The sequence below is a fragment of the Testudinibacter sp. P80/BLE/0925 genome (assembly GCF_053570785.1).
This window is the reverse complement of the sequence record NZ_CM131636.1, coordinates 750,109-774,813: the sequence shown is the minus strand read 5'-3', so window position 1 is coordinate 774,813 and position 24,705 is coordinate 750,109. Positions and strand designations below refer to the sequence as shown.

Genomic DNA, 24,705 nt, shown 5'->3' with positions numbered 1-24,705 from the left:
GCGGATAAGTTGCTTTTTTATACGTGCTTAACATGGATTTTTATCCAAGTGCAGTATATGCTGTAGCAATCAATCACACAAAATGGAGTAAATTATGTATCAGTTAAAACGAGTGTATACCTTTGACGATAATGATTTTCCAGCCGTATTGGCAGATCGGTTGTGGCCGCGCGGAATTGCCAAAGTGCGGTTAGACGGAGTGTTGTGGCTGAAGTCGGTCACACCCTCCAACGAACTGCGCCAATGGCTGCACCAAGATCCGCTTGCGCATTATGACGAATTTTGTCGGCGTTATTACCATGAATTGAGTGCCGAGGCGGTGCAGGCGGATTTACAGCAGTTGCGCCAATTGCACGCACAGCACGACCGCCTGACGTTATTGACCGCCGCCAAAGCGATTGAACACAGCCATTTGCCGGTGTTGCAGGCGGTGCTGCAAGGCAAAATCGAACTTCCGAATCACTAGGAATTAAATTAACAAGATGATATTAAAACTCAAAACCCGTTTGACCGATTTGCTTGCGCAAATATGGCCGCTGGCGAAAAAATATCCGCTGGAAATGCTGTGGATGGTGCTGTTTTCCCTACCATTTCTGTTTTTTGATCTTTTTGACGTTAAAGGCGGAGATTTGTTGCGCTATTGGCTGTTTGCACCGGCGTTTTTCGCCCTGAGTTATTTACTCCATCGCTATAAAATCGCTTATTGGCTGACGGCGGTGATGGTGCCGTTAGTGCTGTTTTGGCAGCTGAATAACGGGTTGATATTGGAGGATTATCTGGAGGATCGCCGGTTTGCGGCGTTGCAACTGCTGTTATTGCTGTGTTTACTGGCGCGCGGTTGGGCACAGGAAAACCGCACTTTTATCACCCGTTTTCTGCAAACGGCACTGAATATTGCCAAAGCCTGGCTGATTAACGCGATCGGGTTGCTGCTGTTTTTTGCATTACTGGGCAGTGTTGAATTGCTGTTTAATCTGGATCTGCCGTTTGACCGCATACTTCAGCGAATACTGCCATTTACTTATTTCAGTATCTTCCCACTGTTCTTTTTGCTATTTGAGCAGAATAAGGACACGGAACAAGTCGAGCTAGGGCATTTCGGGCAACTGTTGTTGAATTTCGTACTTTCGCCGACACTCATCATTTATAGTCTGCTGCTGTATCTCTACAGCGCACGCATTGTCCTGCTGGGTGAAATGCCACAGGGGCAAATCAGCTATATAGTGTTGCCGTATTTGTTGCTCGGACTCGCGTTAAAAAGCGTACAACTGCTGCAAACCTCGCCAAAATGGCAAGGTTTTTACCATATCTTCGGCTGGATTGCCTTACTGCCTTTGGCGCTGTTGTGGTTTGCGGTGTATCAACGGTTGAGCGCCTACGGACTGACCGAAGTGCGGGTTTATCTGCTTGCCTTGACGGTGTTAATTTCACTGTTTATTGCGTTATCCTTGCGCACATTCAACGGTCAACACCGCACTTTTGCCAGCTTGATTGCGCTGACGATTATTTTGCTCGGCTGGGTGTTGAATCCGAAGGAAATCGCCTTCGACAACCAATTGGCAAGGTTTGATCGGCAGTTACAGCAATTCGATTTATTGGATGCTCAGGGCAAAATCAAAGCGCTGCCCGACACCGCCGCACAAGCCGGTTTTTCCGAGCAGCAACGACAGGATTATCATAATTTATCCACTCAGGCGCGCAATTTAAATTGGATCTATGCACGGCGTGGACAGATAAATGCGCGTTACGGGCAACATTTTCCTGAATTAGCCGGTGCGAGTGAAGATACACCCCAAATTGCGCCGAACGTAATACAAACGCTACACTTTTATCACCGTGAAAATGTCAGGGTGATAACCTTAAAACACCCTTACCAAACAATGCTGAGTGTCGATTACTCGCTCGATAGCGACACAGTGGCAGAGGCGAAATATCGCTACCGATTTGCAGAACACGGGATCCATTTTGAAGTCGATTTAAACGGGTTTATCAATCAAATTTTGCTAAAAAACGGCTTTGCATTGAAAACCCAATATCCTAAGCAAGAATTGCAACCGCTTAACGATCAGTTTTTGCTGCTGCAAGGCGAGAATTTCCTGCTGCTATTTTCTCGGTTTTCCCTGCGTTACGATAAGACGTTAGGCTATGTCTTTGCCGGAGCTCATTTAGAATCGGTGTTGCAGTAATATTCAGTAATCTGCACCCCAAAAGTTAGACTGCAAAACCAACTGACTAGGGTGCAGATTTTTATGACAAAATATTTGATCAACCTATTTCACACCAAGTTCTCCTTAAATGTTTTGATTTAAGGGTTTTTTGTTTTTATTCAGATTACCTCCTATAATACCCCAATCCCCCTCAAGGAGTTTTGTCATGCAAATCAAAAAATCCGTAACGTCGCGTTTGGCGTATTATTTGGTGATGATTATCATGTTGTCCGGTTTGTCGGTGTGCGTGACCACGCTGATTATGATCAGCAACCATTCCGATGCCGAGATGATCAATGTGTCCGGTTCGCTGCGGATGCAGAGCTACCGTTTGCTGTATGAAATGCAGTACCAGCCGGAGTTGCTGACGCATGGGATTCAGACTTATCAAGCCAGTTTGCAGACGCCGACACTGATGAATTTGGAGCGGTTTTATGTGCCGGATTCGGTGCAGAATGCCTACCGCACTTTGCTGGCAAGTTGGCAGGTGATGGCGGGTTATTTGCGACAGGGGGAGGCAGGATTGTATCAGCAGAATTTGGAATCCTATGTCGATCAAGTCGACAATTTCGTGTCGGTGCTGCAACAGTTTTCCGAGCAGCGTATCCGTTTTGCGATTTATACTAACCTGTTCAGTTTGCTGCTGATGTTGGTATTGGGCGGTTATCTGTTGAGCTACAGCCGTAAAAAAGTAGTGGCGCCGTTGCAGCGCTTGGCCACCGCCAGTCGGCAGGTGCAGAACAGCCAGTTTCAGCACATTGAACTGGATATTGACAGCGATAACGAGCTGGGCGAGCTGTCACGCGGTTTCACCCAAATGGCGGCACAGCTGCAAAAACTCTACCTTTCGCTTGAGGAACAAGTTAGTCAGAAAACCCGTAGTCTGACCCAAATTAACCGCACTTTATCCATGCTGTATTATTCCTCACAACAGCTGACGCTGCATGAAATCACCCGTGAAAATCTGACCACCGTGCTGAAATTGTTGCAACAAAACGAACGCTTGCAAGTCGTGCGCTTGGTGGCGAATGGGAACGAGATGTTTAATCTGGAAGTGGGCAAAGAAGATAGCGCAACAAACTGGCAAACCACGCGGATTACGATTAACGATCAGAATCTGGGTAGCCTGAATTGGCAGCGCAGCGCAGCCTATCCTGACCTGCGTACGATTGAAAATATTGCGCAGATGTTGGGGCGGGCATTGCATTCCTATCAGCTGTTGCGCCAGCGACAACACTTAATTTTAATGCAGGAACGCTCGATTATTGCGCGTGAATTGCATGATTCCTTGGCACAAGTGTTGGCATATCTGCAAATCCAGTTGACGTTGCTACGCCGCAGTATTTTGCAGGAACTGAGCGAGGAGCGGGCGGCGAAAAGTTTGAATATTCTGCACCAATTTGAAACCGCACTTGCCGACGGTTATACCCAACTGCGCGAGCTGTTGGCGACTTTCCGTTTGACCGTCAGCGAGTCGAACTTGAAACTTGCCTTGCAGGAGGTGATCGATTCGCTGCAATCCCGTTCCGAAGCGCAAATCACGCTGGATTGTGCGTTACCGTCGCAATTGCTAAACGCGCAACAACAGATTCATTTACTGCAAATTGTGCGTGAGGCGGTGCTGAACAGCATTAAACACGCCCACGCCACGCTGATTGAAGTGATTGCGCGCAGTAACGACAACGGCGAAAACACCGTGATTATTCGCGATAACGGTGTCGGCATTCCATCACTGGCGGAACCAAGTGGGCACTACGGCTTGAATATCATGCAGGAGCGAGCGCAAGAGTTGAATGCGCATTTGACCATTGCGCGTCGTGCCAGCGGCGGCACCGAAGTCAGTTTATTGTTGGCGGACGACGTGGAATAACAAGGATTACACATGACAACCATTCGGATTGAAAAAGCCCAAGCGCAAGATTTGGCGCAAATCGTGGCGATTTATAACCAAACTATCGCCAGCCGCCGTATCACCTCCGATTTAGCCCCGATATCGGTTGCCGACCGGCAAGCGTGGTTTGACTTTCACCGCAATAGCGTGCGCCACCCGATTTGGGCGGTGCGAAATACGCAAGATCAGCTGATCGGTTGGGCAAGCTTGTCGCCGTTTTACGGGCGACCGGCATACGATATCACCGCCGAAGCCAGTTTTTATCTGGATAACCAAGCCAAGGGCAAAGGAATTGGCACGCAAGTGGTACGTTTTTTACAACAGCAAATGCAACCGCTGCATTATTCCACTCTGCTCGCCTTTGTGTTCAAAGGCAACCCCGCCAGCGTCGGCGTGCTGCAAAAGTGCGGTTTTCAGCAATGGGGCGAACTGCCGAATATCGCCGATATGCAGCAGCATAAAGAAACGTTGCTGTTGTTGGGTTACCAAACGGAATGAAATAGGCATAGTAGCTGTAAATAATATGCTTCATTATTATAAGTGAGTTGGGATATACAAGACAAAATTGTTGGTAAAAAGTAGGTTAACGCCTTATAGTCACTGGCTTTAACCCACTTTTTTGAAATATGAATAAAAAATTGTCCTTTTTGCTCAAAATCAACTATTCAGAAATATGGCACTTATCACCATATTCAACGCTATAAATGCCTGACGTGCAATAAAACATTCACCCTAAAAAATAAGTTGAATTCCAATAAAATTTGGCTTGATTACACGCTTGGAAAACAGACTTATAAACAACTTGTCGATAAATATCATTGTTCTCTAAGAACTATTCATCCTGATGAAAAAGGAAAATACTATACTGCCCGACTTCAAGCGCCTAGTTCACCGCGTAGGATTTTAACGCTGCAGTGTGTTTTCGGGGAGGGTCTAAAGTCTTCATCTTTCAATGCGGCTAAGATTTTAGGGACTTGACTACGGTCAATCCGTTTTAATGATTTTTTGAAACGTTTTGTCGGCAACACAGTGTATATAACGTTTTGCTGCCCGTCATACCCCATACTCCCGTTCGAGTTCGTCCATAGTGGTATATTCCACCGTACCATTTTTGACATCTTCTCTATGCGCGCGCAGATCGGCAATATCTTCAAGTTGAGACAAATGCGCATTGATTAATGACATGACGATGGAATCATAGACATCATCATTAAAGAGTTGGTCATCTAATCCGTGAGCAGACAGCAGGGCTTTTTTCGTCTGTTATTCTCATGACATATTCCTCTAATGAATTAAAGGTAATAATGCCCTCTTTCGAGGGCATGGGTCAAGTGTTGCCGAATAACAATTACCCCTCATTCACCACTCTTGGAAACAAAATATTGTTTTCCAGATGAATATGGTGCATTAAATCGTCGATAAACTCGTTAATGCCGCTGTAGAGCGCGCGCCAAGTGTTGCACGCGTCCGTCGGAGGGGTGACGTTGTCGGTCAGGGATTTCAGCACTTCCACTTGTTGTCCGGCGTCGTCGTGTTCATGCTCCATCACTTTGATCGGCATTCTTGCCATCGCATATTGCCCGGCTTGGATCATCGGGAACAGAATCTGTTCTTCTTTTTGCATATGATGGCTCAGTTCGGCATAAATCTCTTTTAATACCGCCGACGCGCCCATCGGGCAATCGGCGCGATCACCGTGCACGTTTTCCACTTTTTCCGCCATCGCAATCAGCTCCGGCAGCTGTTCGCGGTGGCGATCATGATAGCGGGCGATGATATGGGCGATAATTTCCGGGTAAGCGGTTTGCGTCCAATCCTGCTCCTGCCCGAGGTCTTGCCGCGCTGCCAGTTCGGCTAAACGGCTTTCAATCGCCGCCAAATCCAGATTTTTCACGTTTGCCGCAAAGCCAAGCGTGTTGGCGCCGCCGCAGCAAAAATCCAAATCATATTCGCGCAACAGTTTGGTGGCGCCCGGAATGGCAATCGCCAATTCGCTCAGTTTTTTATCTTGAAATGACATAATTTCCTCGTATTCGTTAGGATAAAAGTTGAGTTAAATAGTAAGGTATTTTGACGATAAAAGCCGTATTTTTAATTCATCTTTTGATCTATATCAAATCGAATACCTGAAACGAGGTAGGCAATACCGCACTTTGCGTTATCAAAATGGCAAAGTGCGGTCAGAAGGATTTAAACTTTTTTCTTCACGGTTAAGCCGGCAGGCGCTTGCGCTACCGGCATGATTTCAATCCGGTTGATATTGACGTGTGACGGTTGCTCGGCAATCCAAACAATGGTGGCGGCAATATCGTCAGGGGTCAGATAATCCACATTGGCGTATAAGGCTTCGGCTTTGGTGCCGTCACCATAGAAACGCACGTTGGAAAACTCGGTGCCACCGCATAAACCCGGTTCGACATTGCTGACCCGCACCGCCGTGCCGACCAAATCGGCGCGCAAGTTGAGGCTGAATTGTTTGACGAAGGCTTTGGTCGCGCCGTACACATTGCCGCCCGGATAGGGATAATCGCCGGCAATCGAGCCGAGATTGATAATGTGCCCGCGGTTGCGCGCCACCATGCCGGGCAGAATGGCGTGGGTCAAGGTGGTTAAACCGCCGATATTGGTGGCGATCATCTGCTGCCAATCTTGCAAGCGGCTGTTCTGTGCGGCGGCAACACCGAGCGCCAAACCGGCATTATTCACCAATAAATCAATTTCTTGCCATTGCGGCGGCAAACTGTGAAGTGCGGTTTGCACCGCCGCCGGATCGCAGACATCAAATGCCAGCGCCAGACAATTGTCGCCCAGCTCCTGTTGCAATGCCTGTAAACGATCTTGCCGACGGGCGCTGATGATCACCCGATGTCCGTGTTGCACCAATAAACGTGCGGTTGCCGCACCAAAGCCGGCACTGGCGCCGGTAATTAAAGCTAACATGGTTACCCCCTCTGCTATTTGCATGCGTAATGATTTTTACTATAACAAAAAGCGGCTTGCTGTCCATTGGCACGGTAAAAATTTTTGCTAAAAGAGTTGCTTTTATTGAAGTGATGTTGTAATTAATTAGAGTAGAAAATTAAAACACAACATCAAAAAAATAAGGAAACAATATGCAAAACGTAGGTTTTATCGGTTGGCGCGGAATGGTCGGTTCGGTTTTAATGGATCGTATGCAACAAGAGCAAGATTTCGCCTTGCTTAACCCGGTCTTTTTCACCACCTCCCAAGCCGGACAAAAAGCACCGAGCTTCGGCGGCAAGGACAGTGGCGTGTTGAAAGACGCCTTTAACATTGACGAATTGAAAGCGCTGGATATTATCGTCACCTGCCAAGGCGGTGATTACACCAATGAAGTCTATCCGAAACTGCGTGCGGCAGGTTGGAACGGTTATTGGATCGACGCCGCTTCTACCCTGCGTATGGAAAAAGACGCGATTATCGTGTTGGATCCTGTCAACCAACACGTCATCCGCGACGGTTTGGCGAAAGGCGTGAAAACCTACGTCGGCGGCAACTGCACTGTCAGCTTGATGTTGATGGCATTGGGCGGTTTGTTTGAAAAAGATTTGGTGGAATGGGTTTCGGTTGCCACTTACCAAGCCGCGAGCGGCGCCGGCGCGAAAAATATGCGTGAATTGCTGGTGCAAATGGGCGAATTGCGCGATGTGGTGAAAACCGATTTGGACAACCCGGCTTCGTCGATTTTAGCGATTGAAAGAGCGGTTGCCGACAAAATGCGCGGCGATTTGCCGATTGAAAACTTTGGTGCGCCGTTGGCGGGCAGTTTGATTCCATGGATCGACAAATTACTCGACAGCGGACAAACCAAAGAAGAGTGGAAAGGCTATGCCGAAACCAATAAAATCCTCGGTTTATCCGACAGCCCGATTCCAATCGACGGCTTGTGCGTGCGTATCGGTGCGCTGCGTTGCCACAGTCAGGCGTTCACCATTAAAATGAAAAAAGCTCTGCCGTTGACGGAAATCGAACAACTGTTAGCCTCGCATAACGAGTGGGTGAAAGTGATTCCGAACGACAAAGAAAGTACCCTGCGCGAGCTGACCCCGACCAAAGTCACCGGCACCTTGAGCGTTCCGGTCGGACGTTTGCGCAAACTGAATATGGGGCCTGAATATCTGGCGGCATTCACCGTCGGCGATCAGCTGTTATGGGGCGCGGCTGAACCGTTGCGTCGCATTTTGCGTCAATTGGTGGCGTAAATCGTTTCCCTCCCTACCCCATTTTTCTAGTGAAAAATGGTACTCCCTCCGCACGCGGAGGGAGAGAAAAATACCCTAAGGCGGGAACTCCCGCCTTATCTTTTTGCTAATACGACAGGTCATCAAATGGAACGAGAACCGCACTTTGGGCAGTTTGCTTTAAGAACCTTGAAACCCTTTGTCGAACAGTTTCCGCTGCAATATTTTGACGGGCAGCGCGGCTGTAGAATCGCGTACCGTTTTTTTGAACACCCGGCGACGGAATCTATTCCGCGTAACTTGATGATTTTGGTCAGCGGTCGCAGTGCGAATTTATTAAAATGGTCGGAAATCGCTTATGATTTTTATCAGCTCGGTTTTGACGTGCTGAGTTTCGATCACCGCGGACAAGGCTATTCGCAACGGCTGCTGCCCGATCCGGACAAAGGCTATATTGATCGGTTTGAGTATTATTTGGACGATATGGACGCGGCGATTCACCAAGTCAACCAGCGCCATGCCTATCAACGGCAGTTGGTGCTGGGGCACTCGATGGGGGCATTAATTGCAACCCTGTATCTGGCTAAATATCCGCATCAGATCGACAAATTGGTTTTGAGTGCGCCGCTGTTTGCGCTACCACTGAAAAACCCGTTTTGGGAACAACTGGTGGTGAATATCATGGTGCTGCTCGGACAGGATCAACGTTATATTTTCGGCAGAACCGCCTATCAACCGGTCAATCCGGACAATAACGATCTCAGTTTTTGCAAGACCCGCATGAAATGGATGAACCGGATTAACCGCCGTTATCCGGAAGTGCATTTGGGCGGGCCGACCTTTCGCTGGGTACATCAGTGCATTATCCAGTTTAAAAAATTACCGCGTGCGATCAGCAAGATTAAAATCCCGGTGCTGGTGCTGCAAGCGGAAAAAGAGCTGATCGTCTCGAATCAGCAAATTGAAAAGTACGCCAAATTATTTAGCCGCTTGCAGCATGAAGTGGTGAAAAACGCCAAACACGAAATTCTGTTTGAACGCGACGCGATTCGCCAAGCGGCGTTTGATAAGATTGCGGCGTTTTTAACAGATTAATTCCAAAGTGCGGTTTAAACCGCACTTGAGATTGCTGACAAACTGACTTCTCTCCCTCCGCATGCGGAGGGAGTACTATTTTTCGCAAGAAAAATGGGAGGGAGGGGAATATGAAAATGTAACATATTCATTTTTAACATTCTTTATGCCTCCCTCCGTCCTTCGGACACCTCCCTCCGTATACGGGGGGAGGGAAATGATTAGAGAAAAAGACTTTGTCATTAGCCTGAAGTGCGGTTTGACCGCACTTTGTATTAATTTCTCGCCGATGACAGTAACAACATCAATCCCAACAAGCATAAAATCACCCCGATCACCCGATTAACAATCACTTGCCGTTGTAGCAAACGTTGGCGAATCGTCGGGGCTGAGAGCAGCACCGCCACCAAGCCGAACCAAAGCAAATGCGCCAATGACATAAACGCCCCGTAACTAATCTGCACCCACAACGGCGTATTGGGATTGACGATTTGGGTGAAGGTGCTGAGCACAAACAGCGTGGTTTTCGGGTTGAGGGCATTGGTGATAAAGCCGTTTTTAAACGCCTGTTGATCGCTGAGCACCGCACTTTCACTTTCTAGATTAAACGCAGCCGGACGGTGGCGAAAGGTGGAAAAGCCGATATAAATCAAATACAACGCGCCCAAGGTTTTCACCAGATGAAACAGGCTGGGCGATTGCAACAACAATACACTCACGCCTAACAAGGTGTAGCCGACATGCACCCAAACCGCACTTGCAATGCCGATGGCAGTGATGATACCGGCACGTTTGCCGTATAAATAACTGTTGCGCGTGGTCATGGCGAAATCGCCGCCGGGGCTGATGACGGCGAGAATGGTGATGGTGATCACCGCAAGAAGTTCGTGCATAATGGTTGAGATAATTTCCGTTTAGATTAAGATTGAAAAATAGGGTTTGTTGTTTTTTGTTTATATTTTGCCTGATTTTTAACAGAAGAAAATCGAAATATTGTCATTAAGGTGTGAGATTTTGGAACAGATAGCCAAGCTGCCGTTGAACGCGCTTAAATATTTCTATTTTGTCGCCAAGTGCGGTAGTTTGAGTGCGGCGGCATTACAGTTGCACGTGACTCATGGCGCAGTCAGCAAACAGTTGAAGCTGTTGCAACACCATTTCAGCGAGCCGCTGCTGCTGAAACAGAGGCGCAATCTGCTGTTGTCGCACAACGGACGGATGTTGTATCAGCATTGCCAAACGGCGTTTTCCGAGCTGGAAAGTGCGGTTAAGCAGATCAAAACCCGCCAGCAACAGGATTTGGTGATCTCGTGCGAACCGACTTTGGCGATGAAATGGCTGATTCCGCGTATTAGTGCGCTGCAACAGCAAACCGGCTTAAATCCGGTGATTTTGGCCGCCGGCGGTGCAGTCGATTTTGAGCGGCAAGCGATTGATTTGGCAATTCGGCGTAACGATTTCCAGTGGGCGAAATCGCTGTATGCGAAAAAAATTGCCGATGAGCAAATGGGTTTGGTACAGCATTTGCAAGTCAAACAACATCGCCGTTTGCACACCCACACCCGTCCGCAGGCGTGGCAGGATTGGCAAAGGCTCAGCGGTTTCGCGCTTAATGAATGGCAAGAGGACAGCTATTTCGAGCATTTTTACCTCTCGATTCAAGCCGCGATTGCCGGCATGGGCGCGGCGATTGCTTCACGTTTTATGGTCGAAGCCGAAATCGAACAAGGTATTTTACACGCGCCGCACGGCTTTATCGGCGACGGTTCGGCATATTATCTGCTGTCGCAAACGCCATTGGCTCAAGGCAAAAGTGCGGTTTTGTTGCATTGGCTAAAGGCGGAAATGCTCAACAATCGTTGAATTTTTCAATCTTTATTGAACTATTTGCTGACAATTTAGTCTAATTTTTTACCAAACAACTGGTCTGAAACAGCAAGTGCGGTCTGGAATTTTGAACTCGGCGTAATTTGTGCTATAACTAACGCCTCGTTTATCATAAGCAGGTCGTGCAACAACGCACAGCAAGACAAGTGATTAACTGAATAAACAAAGAAGGAATGCGATGACGAAAGAAATGCAAATGATGCTTGTTCCTCAAGGCAACTTGGAAAGCTATATCCGTGCCGCCAACCAATATCCGATGCTGACCGCAGAGGAAGAGAAGGCGTTGGCGGAGCGTTTGTATTACCAACAGGATTTGGACGCGGCAAAAGAATTGATTCTGTCCCATCTGCGTTTTGTGATCCATGTTGCGCGCGGTTATTCCGGCTACGGCTTGCCACAAGCGGATTTGATTCAGGAAGGCAATATCGGGCTGATGAAAGCGGTGCGCCGTTTCAATCCGGAAGTGGGCGTGCGCTTAGTCTCGTTTGCGGTGCATTGGGTCAAGGCCGAAATTCACGAATATGTGCTGCGCAACTGGCGGATTGTCAAAGTTGCGACCACCAAAGCGCAACGCAAACTGTTCTTCAACCTGCGTAAAACCAAACAGCGTTTCGGTTGGTTTAATGAAAATGAAGTGGCAATGGTTGCCGATGAATTGGGCGTGTCGGTTGATGACGTGAAAGAGATGGAATCGCGCATGACCGGGCAGGATATGGCGTTCGACCTGCCGAGCGACGACGCGGAAGAGACTTACAGCCCGGCGTTATATTTAGAAGATAAAAGCTCTGATTTCGCCCTGGAATTGGAACAAGAAAACTACGAAAGCCAAGCCACCGAACAGCTGAACGAAGCCTTGGACAGTTTGGACGAGCGCAGCTTGGATATTATCCGCTCCCGTTGGTTGGATGACAATAAAGCCACGTTGCAGGATTTGGCGGCGAAATACAATATTTCCGCCGAACGCGTGCGCCAGTTGGAAAACAACGCGCTGAAAAAATTAAAAGTCGCCGTTGATTTTTAAACGATTGAAAGCGTGAAAAGCCTGTCTGATGTGACAGGCTTTTTTGTTGCCTGCGTTATAGAAAAATCCCCAATAACAACGCAATAAAAATCCCCATGCCAAAGTAGTTGTTATTGAGAAACGCCTTGAAACACTCTTCCCGCGTGCGCTCGCGCGTCAGTTTGCATTGATAGACAAAGCAAAGTGCGGTGACGGCAAGGGCGGCATAATAAGCCGGGTGTAAATTTGACAGATAGCCGATCGCAATAAACAGCACCAATGCGATAAATTGCAGTAACGCAATGATTTTATTATCAAATTGTGCGAATAAAATCGCAGTGGATTTGACGCCGATCCGCAGATCATCGTCGCGATCCACCATCGCATATTGGGTGTCATACGCCACCGTCCAGAGTAAATTGGCGGCAAACAGCAACCAACAAATCAACGGCAATTGCCCGCTCACGGCGGCATATGCCATCGGAATCGACCAACCGAACGCCGCACCCAACACAAATTGCGGCAAATGGGTGTAGCGTTTCATAAACGGATAGACAAATGCCAAGCTGACCGCAATAAACGACAGTAAAATGGCGTAACCATTCAGATTCAGCACCAATAAAAAGGAAAGTGCGGTCAGAATAAAAAACAGGATTTTCGCCTCTTTCTCATTCACTTCACCGGTGGCAAGCGGACGATGGGCAGTGCGCTTGACGCTGCCGTCAATGTGGCGATCGGCATAATCGTTGATCACACAGCCTGCCGCCCGCATTAAGACTACGCCGCACAGAAAAATCAGCAAAGTGCGGTAGTCCGGCACGCCGTCCGCCGCCAAAAATAACGCCCACAAGGTCGGCCACAGCAATAATAAAGTGCCAATCGGACGGTCGAGACGCATTAAACGGGCATAAGCCGGCAGTTTTCGGATAAATAAATTCGACATGTTACACAATCGTAGTACGGTTAGACCGTATACTGGTCTTAAAAAAGAATGATAAAAGATGGTGTTATCTTACCTCAAAACAGGTAGGCTGGCATAGCGTTATCGGTGCTGCCGGCGGTGATAACCTAATATGAATGCGTTGTCAGCACTGGGCAGATAGACTATAATTTCAGCAACGTTCATTGATTATCGGGGCAGATGATGAATAAAGAATATGAAAAATGGTTGACTGAAAAAGTACAAAAAAGTATCGATAATTTGGATCAAGGCGGCAAAAAATACACTTGGGACGAAGTGGTGAATCTGGCACGTAAACATTATACCGATAAAGTGTTTAAGAAAACGGCGTAACCCATGCGATTAGTTATTTCTGAACATGCCAAAGACGATTTTTTAACGATTTATTATAATATTGCCAGTTATGTCAGTATTGAAAGTGCGGAGAAAATAACCACGGAGATTTACAAAACCATCGAACTTGCGCTAACCCAGCCGTTAATGGGCGTGGTTGGCATTGTCGAGGGGTCCGAGAGTTATTTCCGCGCGGTGGTACATACCGAATTGTGTATCGGATCGTTGAAAACAGTAAAGAAGATGAATTACATATTTTGAATATCGCATTGGCGAAACAACAATATCCTCAAATTTAAGCAATACAGCCAAATAAGCCGCAAATCCTCACAGATTGCGGCTTTTTTGTCCAATTATGACTTTCTTAAGCCGCGAATAAAACTCACTGCTTCTTGGGTTAAGCGCGTGACTTGTTGCCAATTTCCGGCGGCAATCGCCTCATTCGGCAGAATCCACGAGCCGCCGACGGTGGCGACGCAATCCAAGGCGACATAGTCGGCAACGTTTTTCGGGCTAATGCCGCCGGTCGGGCAGAATGTCAGCTGCGGCAACGGTGCGGAAATCGCTTTCAGCGCCGGCGCACCGCCGTTGGCTTCCGCCGGGAAGAATTTGAGGTGATCATAACCCAACTCAAGTGCGGTCATCATTTCCGACGGGGTTGATGTTCCCGGCATTAACGGCGCCTCGCCTTGCAACGCGTGTTTCAGCAACGACACCGTCGCCCCCGGCGAAATCACAAATTTCGCACCGGCCGCCACCGCCGAATCATATTGTTGCGGTGAAATCACGGTTCCCGCGCCGACCAATGCTTGCGGCATAGCCTCGCTAATCAGCTTGATTGCATCAAGTGCAACTGCACTGCGCAGCGTGATTTCAAACACATTGATCCCGCCGTCCAACAACGCCTGCGCCATCGGCAGCGCGTCGTCCAAATTTTTGATTACCATCACCGGCACCAGCGGTGACGCGGCGAAAACCGCACTAGGTTGGAGTTTCCATGACATAATACTATTTCCTTTTGTTAATAATGATCTCTAATTAGAGAATGATTGTTTAAATTTCACCCTGCTTTGCGGATAAGACGTAACCGATAAACCAATAGTGCACAGAGAATCAAGCCACAACCCAGCAATTTAAGCACGGTGACGGTCTCGTCCATTAACCACACGCTTAACATCAGTGTCCAAACCGGTTCCAATACCATAATAATCGCTGCCGTACTAATATTACAGTGCTTTTGTCCGATGGTTTGCACAAAATAACGTAAGTTACTGGCGAGCAACACGCTGGCAAGAAACCAGAGCCAGGTGTTGAACGAAATTGTCGTTTGCCAGCTTTCGGCTAGTATTGAATAGCCGCTGCATACTATGCCGACAATAGCGAATTGAATCGTAATCAGCGACATCGGCGGAATATTTTTGGCATATTGATGATTCAATACGAAATAGAACGCGGCTGATAGTGAGCTGAGTAAAAATAGGATACTGCCGCCGGAAAAACGCAGCCCGCCATAACGACCGATGGCTAAAAAATATAAACCGACCAGCGCAATCGGCATTGAAAGCCAGAACACCGGCAACGGGCGTTGCTTGAAAAGCAGCCATGAAATCAACGGCGCAATCAGCATGGCAAGGCTAACTAAAAATGCCCCTTCGCCCAACTCATTGCTGTAAGTAATCCCCTGCACCCACAGAAACAAGTTAAGCGCCAAGGCAATGCCAACCGCACTTGCGTTGAGAATTTGAATTCTCTTCAGGCGATATAACTGCCGATGGGCAAAAGGCAGAAAAATCAAGGCGGCGGTTAAAAAACGCAGCCCCATAAAGCCGACCGACGGCATTTCCGCAATCGCGTTTTTTGATAAAAACCACCCCGAGGCGCCGATCAGCGTCACGATGAAAATCAGAATTTGCCCGAGGTAGTTTTGCATATCATCAATTGCCGGTATTGAGAAACTCTCCCAATCATCACCTTATTGGTTAAAATACACTTTTTTTAAGGCAAGCTCCAAACCGCGGAATTCGGCCAACCCTTTTAAGCGACCGATGGCAGAATAGCCCGGATTGGTTTTCTTGCGCAAATCGTCCAACATTTGGTGTCCGTGATCGGGTCGCATTGGAATCAGGCGCGGGTTACCGGCGGCTTTGCGTTTGTATTCTTCGCTCAATAAGGCTTTGACCACATTAAACATATCCACATCGCCTTCCAAATGCGCAGCTTCGTGGAACGTCAGCGGATTTTCTTCGCGGCAAGTAGAACGCAAATGCGCGAAATAAATCCGATCGGCAAATTGCTCGGTCATCTGCACCAAATCGTTGTCGGAACGCACGCCGTAAGAACCGGTACACATAGTGAAACCGTTTGCCGCCAGCGGCTGGGTTTCGACAAACCACTGCATATCCTCAATAGTGGACACAATGCGCGGCAAGCCCAAAATCGGGCGCGGCGGATCATCAGGGTGAATCGCCATTTTAATCCCGACTTCTTCCGCCACCGGAATAATCTGTTGCAAGAAAAATGCCAGATGTTGGCGGAATTGTTCCTTGCTGATAGCTTGATAGCGATCCAGCTGTTGTTGGAATTCGGCAAGGGTGTAACCCTCTTCCGCCCCCGGCAAACCGGCAATAATATTATTGGTTAATTGCTGAATATCCTGCTCGTTCATTTGATCGAAATAGGCTTTTGCCGCTTGCTGTTCGGCTGCGCTGTAAGTTTCATTTGCCCCCGGGCGTTGCAAAATATACAGCTCAAACGCCGCAAAGGCATCTTGATCGAAGCGTAACGCTTTTGAACCGTCCGGCAATTGGTATGCCAAATCGGTGCGCGTCCAATCCAACACCGGCATAAAGTTGTAACAAACCGTATCAATACCGCACTTTGCCAAATTGCGCAGGGTCTGCTGATAATTTTCAATCCACTGCAAATATTGCCCGCTTTGGGTTTTGATTTCCTCATGCACCGGCACGCTTTCGACCACCGACCACACCAACCCGGCTTGTTCGATTTCCTGTTTGCGTTTCTCAATTTCCTCAATGATCCACACCTGCCCGTTCGGAATATTGTGAAGTGCGGTCACAATCCCCGTCGCCCCCGCTTGGCGGATATCCGCCAACGAAACCGGATCTTTCGGTCCGTACCAACGCCATGTTTGTTCCATTTTTATTTTTCCTATTCCTATTCTTTACTATCTTATTTAGTTACTAATCTCTAAAAATAAATCCATCAAAATTTGGATCATCAATATCAGAGTGTTCAAATAACCTATTCTTTACATTTTCTAAATGTGTCCACATTTTTTCGTAAGCAGAATCTGGTTCTTTTCTTTGAAGAGCCATATAAATTTCCTGATGATCCGATAACCAATCACTTCGATAGTCTTTATGATTGATTTTCCGATGTAATTCATTCCATTTCATACTTCTTTGTCTGCGTTGCCATATGTCTTTGACCATATCAACCAGAGCAAGGTTATGAGTTGCTCTAGCTATTGATAAATGGAACATTAAATCTGTATCATATTCAAAATTACCGTGTTCAACATTTTGGCGTTCTAATACAAGAATTTCTTTAAGTGTTACTATGTCAGATTTTGTAGCTTTTCTGGCAGCAAGGTGAGCAATATTACTTTCTAAAATTTGTCGTGCTTGCAGCATTTCAAATGGACCAATTTCTAAATCAATATAACTACTATCTCCAGTCAATAACCCGTTTGGTTTTAGAGATGCTATATACATACCTGAACCTTGTCTTATGTCTAGATAACCTCCAACTTCAAGCATGGTAATGGATTCTCTGATAGTGGTTCTCGCAACACCATAATGAGCCATAAGTATCTTTTCTGTCGGTAATTTATCTCCAATATTAAATTTTCCGTCAGATATTTGATTAATAATATCCAAGCCAATTTCTATATATTTTTTCATATCTCATAAATTCATTGATCAGTTTTATATTATTAATCATACTGATTTAGAATTTAAGGTTCAATAAAAATTACTTATTTAATAAATAATTATGGTTTATTTTTGATAATTTTAGATCTGGATCACAAATTTTATTAAAAATTCATCGACAACTTTACGAGAGCTTTATGAATCTTGTAGAGTGATATTGAAGCATATGAATGGCAGTATCTAAATATTTTATTACTCTTTTATATAAGGAAAAAGTTATGAAAAAAATGACTATGACATTAATGTCACTTATGTTTTTAGCTTTCAGTGATGTAACTCATGCTTTAACGCTCAAGATTGCTGATAACCATAGTAAAGATGACTCTACGGTAAGAGCATTGGAGGATTTTTCGAAAAAAATATCTGAACGGACGCAGGGCAAGGTAAAGGCGAGAGTATATGCCAATGGAGTACTCGGTGATGAAGTACAAGTTTTGCAGCAATTACAACAAGGTATCATTGATATCGGTAGGGTCTCTACTTCAAATTTAAGTCAGTTCAAACCTCAGTTTTCAATTATATCAATGCCTTATCTATTTAATGATATGGAACATTTTAAACGTTTTGCTAATAGCTCAGTAGGAAAAGAATTTTTAGATTCGATTGATGATGATGGGATGATTGGTATTACATTTTATACAAATGGATTCCGTTCTTTTTATACAAAATCTAAACCTATTCATACACCAGCTGATCTTGATGGATTAAAAATTCGAGTTATGGGAGATACCACAGCAATTAATATGGTCAATCATTTAGGTGCAAAAGCAACACCAATGGCATATTCAGAAGTATTCAGTGCAATACAGCAAGGTGTTCTTGATGGTGCTGAAAGTGCAATAACGGTATTAACGAACGGAAGTCATGGCGAGGTTGCTAAATATTTTTCTTTTGATGAGCATTCTCTAATTCCGGATGTGGTTGTTATCAGCAAAAAATCATATGAAAAACTAAACGAAGATGAACGTAATCAAGTTATTCAAGCGTTAAAAGAATCTTGGGTTTTACAAGATAAACTTTTTGTTGAAGACATGGAAGTGGCATATAAAATCGCTCAAGAAAAGATGAAAGTTAATTTCAATGATGTCAATAAAGAACCATTCCGTGAGCTAGTAAAACCTATGTATGATTCTTTACCACAAAATGATAAAGATATAGTGGAAAAAATAAAGGATTTATAACTTTTAATTTAAGGAGAGTTTAAATGGATAGATTGATATATTTAAAGGGAAAAGTAGAGGTTGCATGTAGTACTTTTGCTGGATTGCTTATGATAGCTATGTCAATAATAGCTGTCTGGCAAGTGGTTTCTAGATATGTATTGAACTCTCCTAGTACTAATACAGAAGAAGCTTTACGTTATTTGATGATATGGATGGGTTTTTTTGGAGCAACATATTGTTTTGGAAGAAATACTCATCTTTCGATTACACTACTGGAAAATAAATTAAATCCTAAGAATTATTTTTATTTGAAAGTTATACAAATAACAGTTGTATGTATCACAATTTTAATATCGTCGATATATGGAGGTTACCATTTTGTAGTATCTAGTTTTTCTCAATATTCACCAACACTAGGAATTTCTATGAGTCTAATATATGCTATTATTCCTGTCTCAGGATTGTTAATATTGTTTCTTTGTATTTGCAATTTGCTAATATTAATTGAGGAATCAAGAGAGGGAAATTATGGATGCTGAATTAATATATATAAGTCTAGTGCTTTTTGGCACATTTATAATCTTGTTAGCTATCGGAATTTCAATTTCTATCAGCATTCTATTGGCTAGTATAATAACGTTATTTTTCGAACTTCCAACTGATATGGTTTTATATACTGGAAGTCAAAAAATGTTTTCTGGAATTGATAGTTTTGGATTATTAGCAGCACCTTTCTTCATATTTTCTGGAAATTTAATGAATAAAGGTGGGATAGCAAGGAGATTAGTCAATTTGGCCTTGTTGATCGGTGGTAAAATACCAGGATCATTATTACATGCTAATGTAATTAGTAATATGCTATTTGGAAGTGTATGTGGTTCTTCAGTAGCAGCTGCTTCTGCTGTAGGTGGTTTTATGGGACCACTACAGAGAGAGAAAAATTATGATCCACGTATTTGTGCGGCTGTAAATATTGCTTCTGCTCCAACGGGGTTGCTTATTCCTCCTACAGGAATGTTTATTATTTATTCGTTGATGACAGGTGCTTCAGTCGCAACATTATTTATTGCTGCCTATATACCAGGAATTTTAATGGGACTTGCAGTGATGATATATGCATATTTTGTGGCTAAAAAATATAACTATCCAACAGAAGAGACTAAAAATTGTAAAGAAGCAATTAGAGTAGTAATAGAATCGATACCAAGCCTTGCAATGATTATTATTGTTATTGGTGGAATTGTTGCTGGAATTTTCACTGCAACAGAGGGAGGGGCTATTGCAGTAGCTTATGCTTTAATATTGTCTCTAGCATATAAAACAATAAAAGTAAAAGATATTCTTCCTATTGCTATAGAATCAGCCTATGTATCTGGAACTATTTTATTTTTAATTGCAGCATCAGGTGTTATGTCATGGGCTATGGCATTTCTATCTATACCAGAGAGCATTAGTGAAATATTGATTAATATGTCAGATAATAAATATGTCATATTTATTATTATGAATATTATTTTATTATTTGTTGGTACATTTATGGACGTTGCACCGGCATTACTTATTTTTACCCCTATATTTTTTCCAATTGCGGTGTCTTTAGGGATGGATCCTATTCATTTTGGGGTAATGATAGCATTTAACTTGTGTGTTGGGAATTTTACGCCTCCTGTAGGCAGTGCTTTATTTGTAGGATGTAGTGTTGCTAAAGTTTCTATTGATGAAGTTTTGAGACCATTGCTTCCAATATTTTTATTAGTATGTGTCGCATTATTTCTTGTTACTTACATACCTTGGTTTTCTTTATTCCTTCCTAGACTATTTGGATTAATATAGGAGTAATATATGTATATTAGTTTATCTGAATATAGTCCATCAAGAGATGGAGTTAAATTGAATACTGACATTTTTAATCAAGCAATTTTTGATTTAAATAAAAAAGGAGGTGGAGTATTATATATTGAGGCGGGTAAATATCTCGTTGGAAATGTTTGTTTAGAAGATAATGTTTATTTGTATCTGGATCCTGGTGCTGAAATAATTGCAAGTTCAAATTATAATGATTTTAAAAATGCAAAAAGTTCTGTTATGGCAGAACAATCTTTTTTAGGTTTTATCTTTGCAAAAAATAAAAATAATATCGGTATATTAGGTAAAGGATTGATAAATGGTAATGCACCATTCTATCATTCAACTAATGTAGATGAGCTAGGTTATAGAATGCCGAATAGATCGAGAATAAGAACAATTATTTTTGAAAGTTGTGAAAATATTTTACTCGAAGATTTTACAATAAAAGATGCACCAATGTGGACAGTACATTGTATATCATGCCGGATTGGAAATATTAATAATATAAAAATTATTAATGATTTTAGATTTACTAATACAGATGCAATAGATATAGATGGATGTTCTAATTTCAATATTCAAGGTTGTTATATAAAAACTGCCGATGATGGCATCTGTCTTAAAACTAGTGAAAAATCAAAAGAAATAGATACTCCGTGTGAAAATATACTTGTGAGTAATTGTATTATTGAATCACATAGCTCAGCATTAAAGATTGGAACCGAGAGTTATAATAACTTTAACAATATTAAATTTAACAATTGTATAATATCAAATTCAAATCGTGGAATATCGTTAGTGACAAGGGATGGAGGTTGTATAAATAATGTTACAATATCAGATATGTCGATTACTACTAAATTTACATTAGATTGCCATTGGGGAAAAGCTGATCCAATTTTTATTTCCGTCAAGAAAAGAGATCCAAATAATATACATTGCGGGCAAATCAATAATGTAACATTTAATAATATTAATATTATATCTGAAGGCGCTATTAATATTCATTCAGAACCTAATGATAAAGCGAGTAAAATATTTTTCAATAACATCAATCAATGCCAAGTAGTAAGTGAAAATAAAAACAGGGGAACATATGATATAAGACCTCCATGCAACCCAAATCAATATGATAATAATGGAATGAATAATGCCTACTATATTCCTTTGGGGGAGTCAAGACCTTGGGGGGTTTTTGAATATCCAAATGGAATTCCTGCTATTTTTATAAATGGAATTAGTAAGGATAGTATAAGTATTAATAATTGCTACTTTTCTAGAGAAAATGTTCAAAAATGGAGTGATAAAACAATTCAATTTTACAAAGACGGTGAGGAAATTTTATGAACATCTCGAGCAGTAGAATGATTCATCTTGGATTTGGTGCTTTCCATAAGGCTCATCAAGGCGTATATATGGATGAAACAAATCAACAGAGTGAAATTCAATGGCTCTATTATGAAGTAAATTTAATGGCAGGGCTTGAACCAATCGTAAAATTAAGAAAGCAGAATTTGCAATACCATGTTTTTGAAAAAGGTGTAAATAAAAATACTCTAAAGAAAGTTAGAGCCATTTATGATGCTTTTCATCCTAAGTTAGATAGTATTAATACTATTCTAGAAAAAATGGCAGAACCGCAGATTGCGATTGTGTCTTTAACCGTCACCGAAAAAGGCTATTGCACCGATCTTGCCACCGGCAAATTGGATTTAAACAATCCGTTGATCCAACAAGATCTGGCTAATCCGCAACAGCCGAGTTCGGCGATCGGTTATATCGTGGAAGCGTTGCGGCGGCGTAAGCAGCGTAATCTCGCGCCTTTCACCGTGATGTCGTGCGATAACGTGATGGAAAACGGGCATATTGCCAAAAGTGCGGTTTTAGGATTGGCATACCAAATCGACACGGAACTGGCGCAATGGATTGAACGGAACGTAACGTTTCCTTGCACCATGGTCGATCGGATTGTCCCGGCGGCAACCGATGAAACCTTGCAGGAAATCGCCGAGATTCTGGGTTATTACGATCCGTGCGCAATTGCCTGTGAAGAATTCAAACAATGGGTGATCGAAGATAATTTTGTTGCCAGTCGTCCGCAATGGGAGTTGGTCGGCGCGGAATTGGTGGCAGATGTACGTCCGTTTGAACAGATGAAACTGCGTATGCTGAACGGCAGCCACTCCTTTTTAGCCTATTTGGGCTATCTCGGCGGTTACGAACATATCTCCGACACTATGAATGACAGTGATTACCGCGCTGCCGCCCATCGGTTAATGTTGCAAGAACAAGCGCCGACCTTGAATATGCCGCAAGGCACGGATTTGGCGCGCTATGCCGACTTGCTGATCGAACGCTTTACCAATCCGGGCTTGAAACACCGCACTTGGCAAATTGCGATGGACGGCAGTCAAAAACTGCCGCCGCGTTTATTGGAATCGATCAGCTATCACTTGCAACAACAGCAACCGTTCCCGTTATTGGCTTTGGCGGTTGCCGCTTGGATGCGCTATATCAGCGGCGTTGATGAACAGCAACAGCCGATTGAGGTAAAAGACCCGATGAGCGCACAATTTGCGGCGATTTATGCCAAGTGCGGTCTGAATGCGGCTGTGGTCGATGAATTGTTGCAACTAGACAATATTTTCTCACCGCAACTGGCGGCAAATCCGATTTTTGTGGCACAAGTGAAACAGGCATACCAAAAATTACTCGATGTCGGCGCACGCCGAGCGGTTGCCGAGTATTTGGCGTTAGCGCAACACTAGTCAGGAGCTAAAAATGAAACCGTTTATGTGTGAAGATTTTCTGCTGTCAAACGAAACTGCACGCCGCTTATACCACGATTACGCCGCGCAACAGCCGATTTTTGATTACCATTGCCATCTCAATCCGCAAGAGATTGCGGAAAACCGCCAATTTAACGATTTGAGCGAAATCTGGCTGGAGGGCGATCACTATAAATGGCGTGCCTTGCGCACCGCCGGGGTGGAAGAACGCCTGATCACCGGCGATGCCTCGAATTATGAAAAATATCTGGCGTGGGCGCGCACCGTGCCGTTGTGTATCGGCAACCCGATTTACCATTGGACGCATTTGGAACTGCGCCGTCCGTTCGGTATTCGCGATACCTTATTTAATTTGCAAAATGCCGACAAAATTTGGCAACAATGCAATGAAATGCTGCAAGATCGCCGTTTCTCGGCGCAAGGCATTATGCAACAAATGCATGTCAAATTGGTCGGCACAACCGATGATCCGATTGACAGTTTGCAATACCATCAAGCCATTGCCGCTGATCCGACCTTCGATATCGAAGTCGTGCCGAGTTTCCGTCCGGATAAGGCGTTCAAGATCGAATTACCGCACTTTAACGACTATTTAGCCCAGCTGGGTGCGGTCAGCGATATTGAGATCGTCACTTTTGCCGATTTACAACAGGCGCTATTGAACCGCTTGGATCATTTTGACCGCCACGGCTGCAAATCCGCCGACCACGGCATTGAAATCTTGCGTTTCGCGCCGATTCCGACAGAAAAAGAGCTGGATCGGATTTTACAATTGCGGCGTGATAATCAGCCGTTGAGCGAGTTACAAATCGCCCGGTTCAGCACGGCGGTGTTGGTGTGGCTGGCACAGCAATATCACCAACGTCGTTGGGTAATGCAATTACATATCGGTGCGTTGCGCAACAATAATACGCGCATGTTTAAGCTGTTGGGTGCAGATGCCGGTTTTGATTCGATTGCCGACCGCACTTTTGCCGAACCGCTTTCGCGTTTGCTCGACACGATAGACCAAAACGATTGCCTGCCGAAAACCATTATTTATTGCCTTAACCCGCGCGATAACGAAATGATCGCCAGTATGATCGGCAATTTCCAAGGCGGCGGCGTTGCGGGAAAAATCCAATTCGGTTCGGGCTGGTGGTTTAACGATCAAAAAGACGGCATGGAGCGCCAACTGCAACAACTTTCGCAATTGGGCTTGTTAAGCCAATTTGTCGGTATGCTGACCGATTCGCGCAGTTTCTTGTCCTACACCCGCCACGAATATTTCCGCCGTATTTTGTGTGAAATGTTGGGGCAATGGGTGGAAAAAGGCGAAGCGCCGAATGATCTCAATGTGTTGGGCGACATGGTGAAAAACATCTGTTTCAACAACGCCAAAGGTTATTTTAAATAGG

General features: G+C 44.5%; 25 protein-coding genes. 17 read left to right on the top strand and 8 right to left on the bottom strand.

Features of this window, described 5'->3' with window-relative positions:
* Positions 1-94 precede the first annotated feature (94 nt).
* The 5 genes from ACWA5Z_RS03795 to ACWA5Z_RS03775 all read left to right on the top strand — a co-directional run bounded on the left by ACWA5Z_RS03795 (position 95) and on the right by ACWA5Z_RS03775 (position 5,076).
* On the top strand, positions 95-466 hold the full coding sequence (locus tag ACWA5Z_RS03795) for a DUF488 domain-containing protein (protein WP_431053997.1): 372 nt from the start codon (positions 95-97) through the stop codon (positions 464-466).
* A gap of 16 nt (positions 467-482) precedes the next feature.
* Positions 483-2,186, top strand: a complete 1,704-nt coding sequence (locus ACWA5Z_RS03790; RefSeq protein WP_431053996.1) for a hypothetical protein — start codon at positions 483-485, stop codon at positions 2,184-2,186.
* 187 nt (positions 2,187-2,373) lie between these two features.
* Positions 2,374-4,077 (top strand): nitrate/nitrite two-component system sensor histidine kinase NarQ, encoded by a 1,704-nt coding sequence (gene narQ / locus ACWA5Z_RS03785; RefSeq protein WP_431053995.1) that lies wholly within the window; start codon positions 2,374-2,376, stop codon positions 4,075-4,077.
* Positions 4,078-4,089: 12 nt separating this feature from the next.
* The gene (locus ACWA5Z_RS03780) at positions 4,090-4,596 is read left to right on the top strand and encodes a GNAT family N-acetyltransferase (protein ID WP_431053994.1); all 507 of its coding nucleotides are present in this window, start codon (positions 4,090-4,092) and stop codon (positions 4,594-4,596) included.
* A gap of 132 nt (positions 4,597-4,728) precedes the next feature.
* Positions 4,729-5,076: a transposase gene (locus ACWA5Z_RS03775; protein WP_431054279.1), complete on the top strand. Its 348-nt coding sequence runs from the start codon at positions 4,729-4,731 to the stop codon at positions 5,074-5,076.
* Positions 5,077-5,446: 370 nt separating this feature from the next.
* On the opposite strand, the gene ytfE is transcribed toward ACWA5Z_RS03775, so the two are convergent.
* Both ytfE and ACWA5Z_RS03765 read right to left on the bottom strand, forming a co-directional pair.
* Complete coding sequence (gene ytfE / locus ACWA5Z_RS03770; protein WP_431053993.1) at positions 5,447-6,118, bottom strand: iron-sulfur cluster repair protein YtfE; 672 nt, start codon at positions 6,116-6,118, stop codon at positions 5,447-5,449.
* Between the two features lie 170 nt (positions 6,119-6,288).
* Positions 6,289-7,038 (bottom strand): SDR family NAD(P)-dependent oxidoreductase, encoded by a 750-nt coding sequence (locus ACWA5Z_RS03765; RefSeq protein WP_431053992.1) that lies wholly within the window; start codon positions 7,036-7,038, stop codon positions 6,289-6,291.
* 173 nt (positions 7,039-7,211) lie between these two features.
* Here ACWA5Z_RS03765 and asd point away from each other — a divergent pair, with 173 nt between their 5' ends.
* Together asd and ACWA5Z_RS03755 are read left to right on the top strand one after the other, a co-directional pair.
* A complete protein-coding gene (gene asd, locus ACWA5Z_RS03760; RefSeq protein WP_431053991.1) occupies positions 7,212-8,321 on the top strand; it encodes an aspartate-semialdehyde dehydrogenase in 1,110 nt (369 codons plus the stop codon).
* Between the two features lie 126 nt (positions 8,322-8,447).
* Complete coding sequence (locus ACWA5Z_RS03755) at positions 8,448-9,395, top strand: alpha/beta fold hydrolase (RefSeq protein WP_431053990.1); 948 nt, start codon at positions 8,448-8,450, stop codon at positions 9,393-9,395.
* Positions 9,396-9,649: 254 nt separating this feature from the next.
* Here ACWA5Z_RS03755 and ACWA5Z_RS03750 read toward each other — a convergent pair whose 3' ends face one another.
* Positions 9,650-10,267 carry a LysE family translocator gene (locus ACWA5Z_RS03750; RefSeq protein ID WP_431053989.1) on the bottom strand — a complete coding sequence of 206 codons (618 nt, stop codon included), beginning with the start codon at positions 10,265-10,267 and terminating at the stop codon, positions 9,650-9,652.
* Between the two features lie 121 nt (positions 10,268-10,388).
* Here ACWA5Z_RS03750 and ACWA5Z_RS03745 point away from each other — a divergent pair, with 121 nt between their 5' ends.
* Entirely contained in the window at positions 10,389-11,237 is an 849-nt protein-coding gene (locus ACWA5Z_RS03745; RefSeq protein WP_431053988.1) for a LysR family transcriptional regulator, read from the top strand.
* A gap of 202 nt (positions 11,238-11,439) precedes the next feature.
* Complete coding sequence (rpoH, locus tag ACWA5Z_RS03740) at positions 11,440-12,282, top strand: RNA polymerase sigma factor RpoH (protein WP_431053987.1); 843 nt, start codon at positions 11,440-11,442, stop codon at positions 12,280-12,282.
* A 55-nt stretch (positions 12,283-12,337) separates the two neighbouring features.
* Here the strand turns inward: rpoH and ubiA are convergent, their stop codons facing one another.
* Positions 12,338-13,204: a 4-hydroxybenzoate octaprenyltransferase gene (gene ubiA, locus ACWA5Z_RS03735; protein WP_431053986.1), complete on the bottom strand. Its 867-nt coding sequence runs from the start codon at positions 13,202-13,204 to the stop codon at positions 12,338-12,340.
* Between the two features lie 198 nt (positions 13,205-13,402).
* Between ubiA and ACWA5Z_RS03730 the strand changes: the two genes are divergently transcribed.
* Positions 13,403-13,555, top strand: a complete 153-nt coding sequence (locus ACWA5Z_RS03730) for a hypothetical protein (RefSeq protein ID WP_431053985.1) — start codon at positions 13,403-13,405, stop codon at positions 13,553-13,555.
* 3 nt (positions 13,556-13,558) lie between these two features.
* Positions 13,559-13,816 (top strand): type II toxin-antitoxin system RelE/ParE family toxin, encoded by a 258-nt coding sequence (locus tag ACWA5Z_RS03725; RefSeq protein WP_431053984.1) that lies wholly within the window; start codon positions 13,559-13,561, stop codon positions 13,814-13,816.
* A 92-nt stretch (positions 13,817-13,908) separates the two neighbouring features.
* Here the strand turns inward: ACWA5Z_RS03725 and ACWA5Z_RS03720 are convergent, their stop codons facing one another.
* The 4 genes from ACWA5Z_RS03720 to ACWA5Z_RS03705 are packed head-to-tail and all read right to left on the bottom strand — an operon-like array spanning position 13,909 to position 17,478.
* Positions 13,909-14,559, bottom strand: coding sequence for a bifunctional 4-hydroxy-2-oxoglutarate aldolase/2-dehydro-3-deoxy-phosphogluconate aldolase (locus tag ACWA5Z_RS03720; protein ID WP_431053983.1), 651 nt, complete (start codon positions 14,557-14,559; stop codon positions 13,909-13,911).
* A 56-nt stretch (positions 14,560-14,615) separates the two neighbouring features.
* Positions 14,616-15,485, bottom strand: coding sequence for a DMT family transporter (locus ACWA5Z_RS03715; protein WP_431053982.1), 870 nt, complete (start codon positions 15,483-15,485; stop codon positions 14,616-14,618).
* 42 nt (positions 15,486-15,527) lie between these two features.
* Positions 15,528-16,712 carry a mannonate dehydratase gene (uxuA, locus tag ACWA5Z_RS03710; protein ID WP_431053981.1) on the bottom strand — a complete coding sequence of 395 codons (1,185 nt, stop codon included), beginning with the start codon at positions 16,710-16,712 and terminating at the stop codon, positions 15,528-15,530.
* A 43-nt stretch (positions 16,713-16,755) separates the two neighbouring features.
* Positions 16,756-17,478 carry an FCD domain-containing protein gene (locus ACWA5Z_RS03705; RefSeq protein WP_431053980.1) on the bottom strand — a complete coding sequence of 241 codons (723 nt, stop codon included), beginning with the start codon at positions 17,476-17,478 and terminating at the stop codon, positions 16,756-16,758.
* 248 nt (positions 17,479-17,726) lie between these two features.
* On the opposite strand from ACWA5Z_RS03705, the gene ACWA5Z_RS03700 reads away from it, so the two are divergent.
* The 6 genes from ACWA5Z_RS03700 to uxaC all read left to right on the top strand — a co-directional run bounded on the left by ACWA5Z_RS03700 (position 17,727) and on the right by uxaC (position 24,704).
* Positions 17,727-18,689, top strand: a complete 963-nt coding sequence (locus ACWA5Z_RS03700; protein ID WP_431053979.1) for a TRAP transporter substrate-binding protein — start codon at positions 17,727-17,729, stop codon at positions 18,687-18,689.
* 23 nt (positions 18,690-18,712) lie between these two features.
* On the top strand, positions 18,713-19,210 hold the full coding sequence (locus tag ACWA5Z_RS03695; RefSeq protein WP_431053978.1) for a TRAP transporter small permease: 498 nt from the start codon (positions 18,713-18,715) through the stop codon (positions 19,208-19,210).
* Entirely contained in the window at positions 19,200-20,504 is a 1,305-nt protein-coding gene (locus ACWA5Z_RS03690; protein ID WP_431053977.1) for a TRAP transporter large permease, read from the top strand. The genes ACWA5Z_RS03695 and ACWA5Z_RS03690 overlap by 11 nt, the downstream gene beginning before the upstream one ends.
* A 9-nt stretch (positions 20,505-20,513) precedes the next feature.
* A complete protein-coding gene (locus ACWA5Z_RS03685) occupies positions 20,514-21,866 on the top strand; it encodes a glycoside hydrolase family 28 protein (protein WP_431053976.1) in 1,353 nt (450 codons plus the stop codon).
* 68 nt (positions 21,867-21,934) lie between these two features.
* Positions 21,935-23,287, top strand: coding sequence for a mannitol dehydrogenase family protein (locus ACWA5Z_RS03680; RefSeq protein WP_449343114.1), 1,353 nt, complete (start codon positions 21,935-21,937; stop codon positions 23,285-23,287).
* A gap of 13 nt (positions 23,288-23,300) precedes the next feature.
* The gene (uxaC, locus tag ACWA5Z_RS03675) at positions 23,301-24,704 is read left to right on the top strand and encodes a glucuronate isomerase (RefSeq protein ID WP_431053974.1); all 1,404 of its coding nucleotides are present in this window, start codon (positions 23,301-23,303) and stop codon (positions 24,702-24,704) included.
* Position 24,705: the final 1 nt, after the last annotated feature.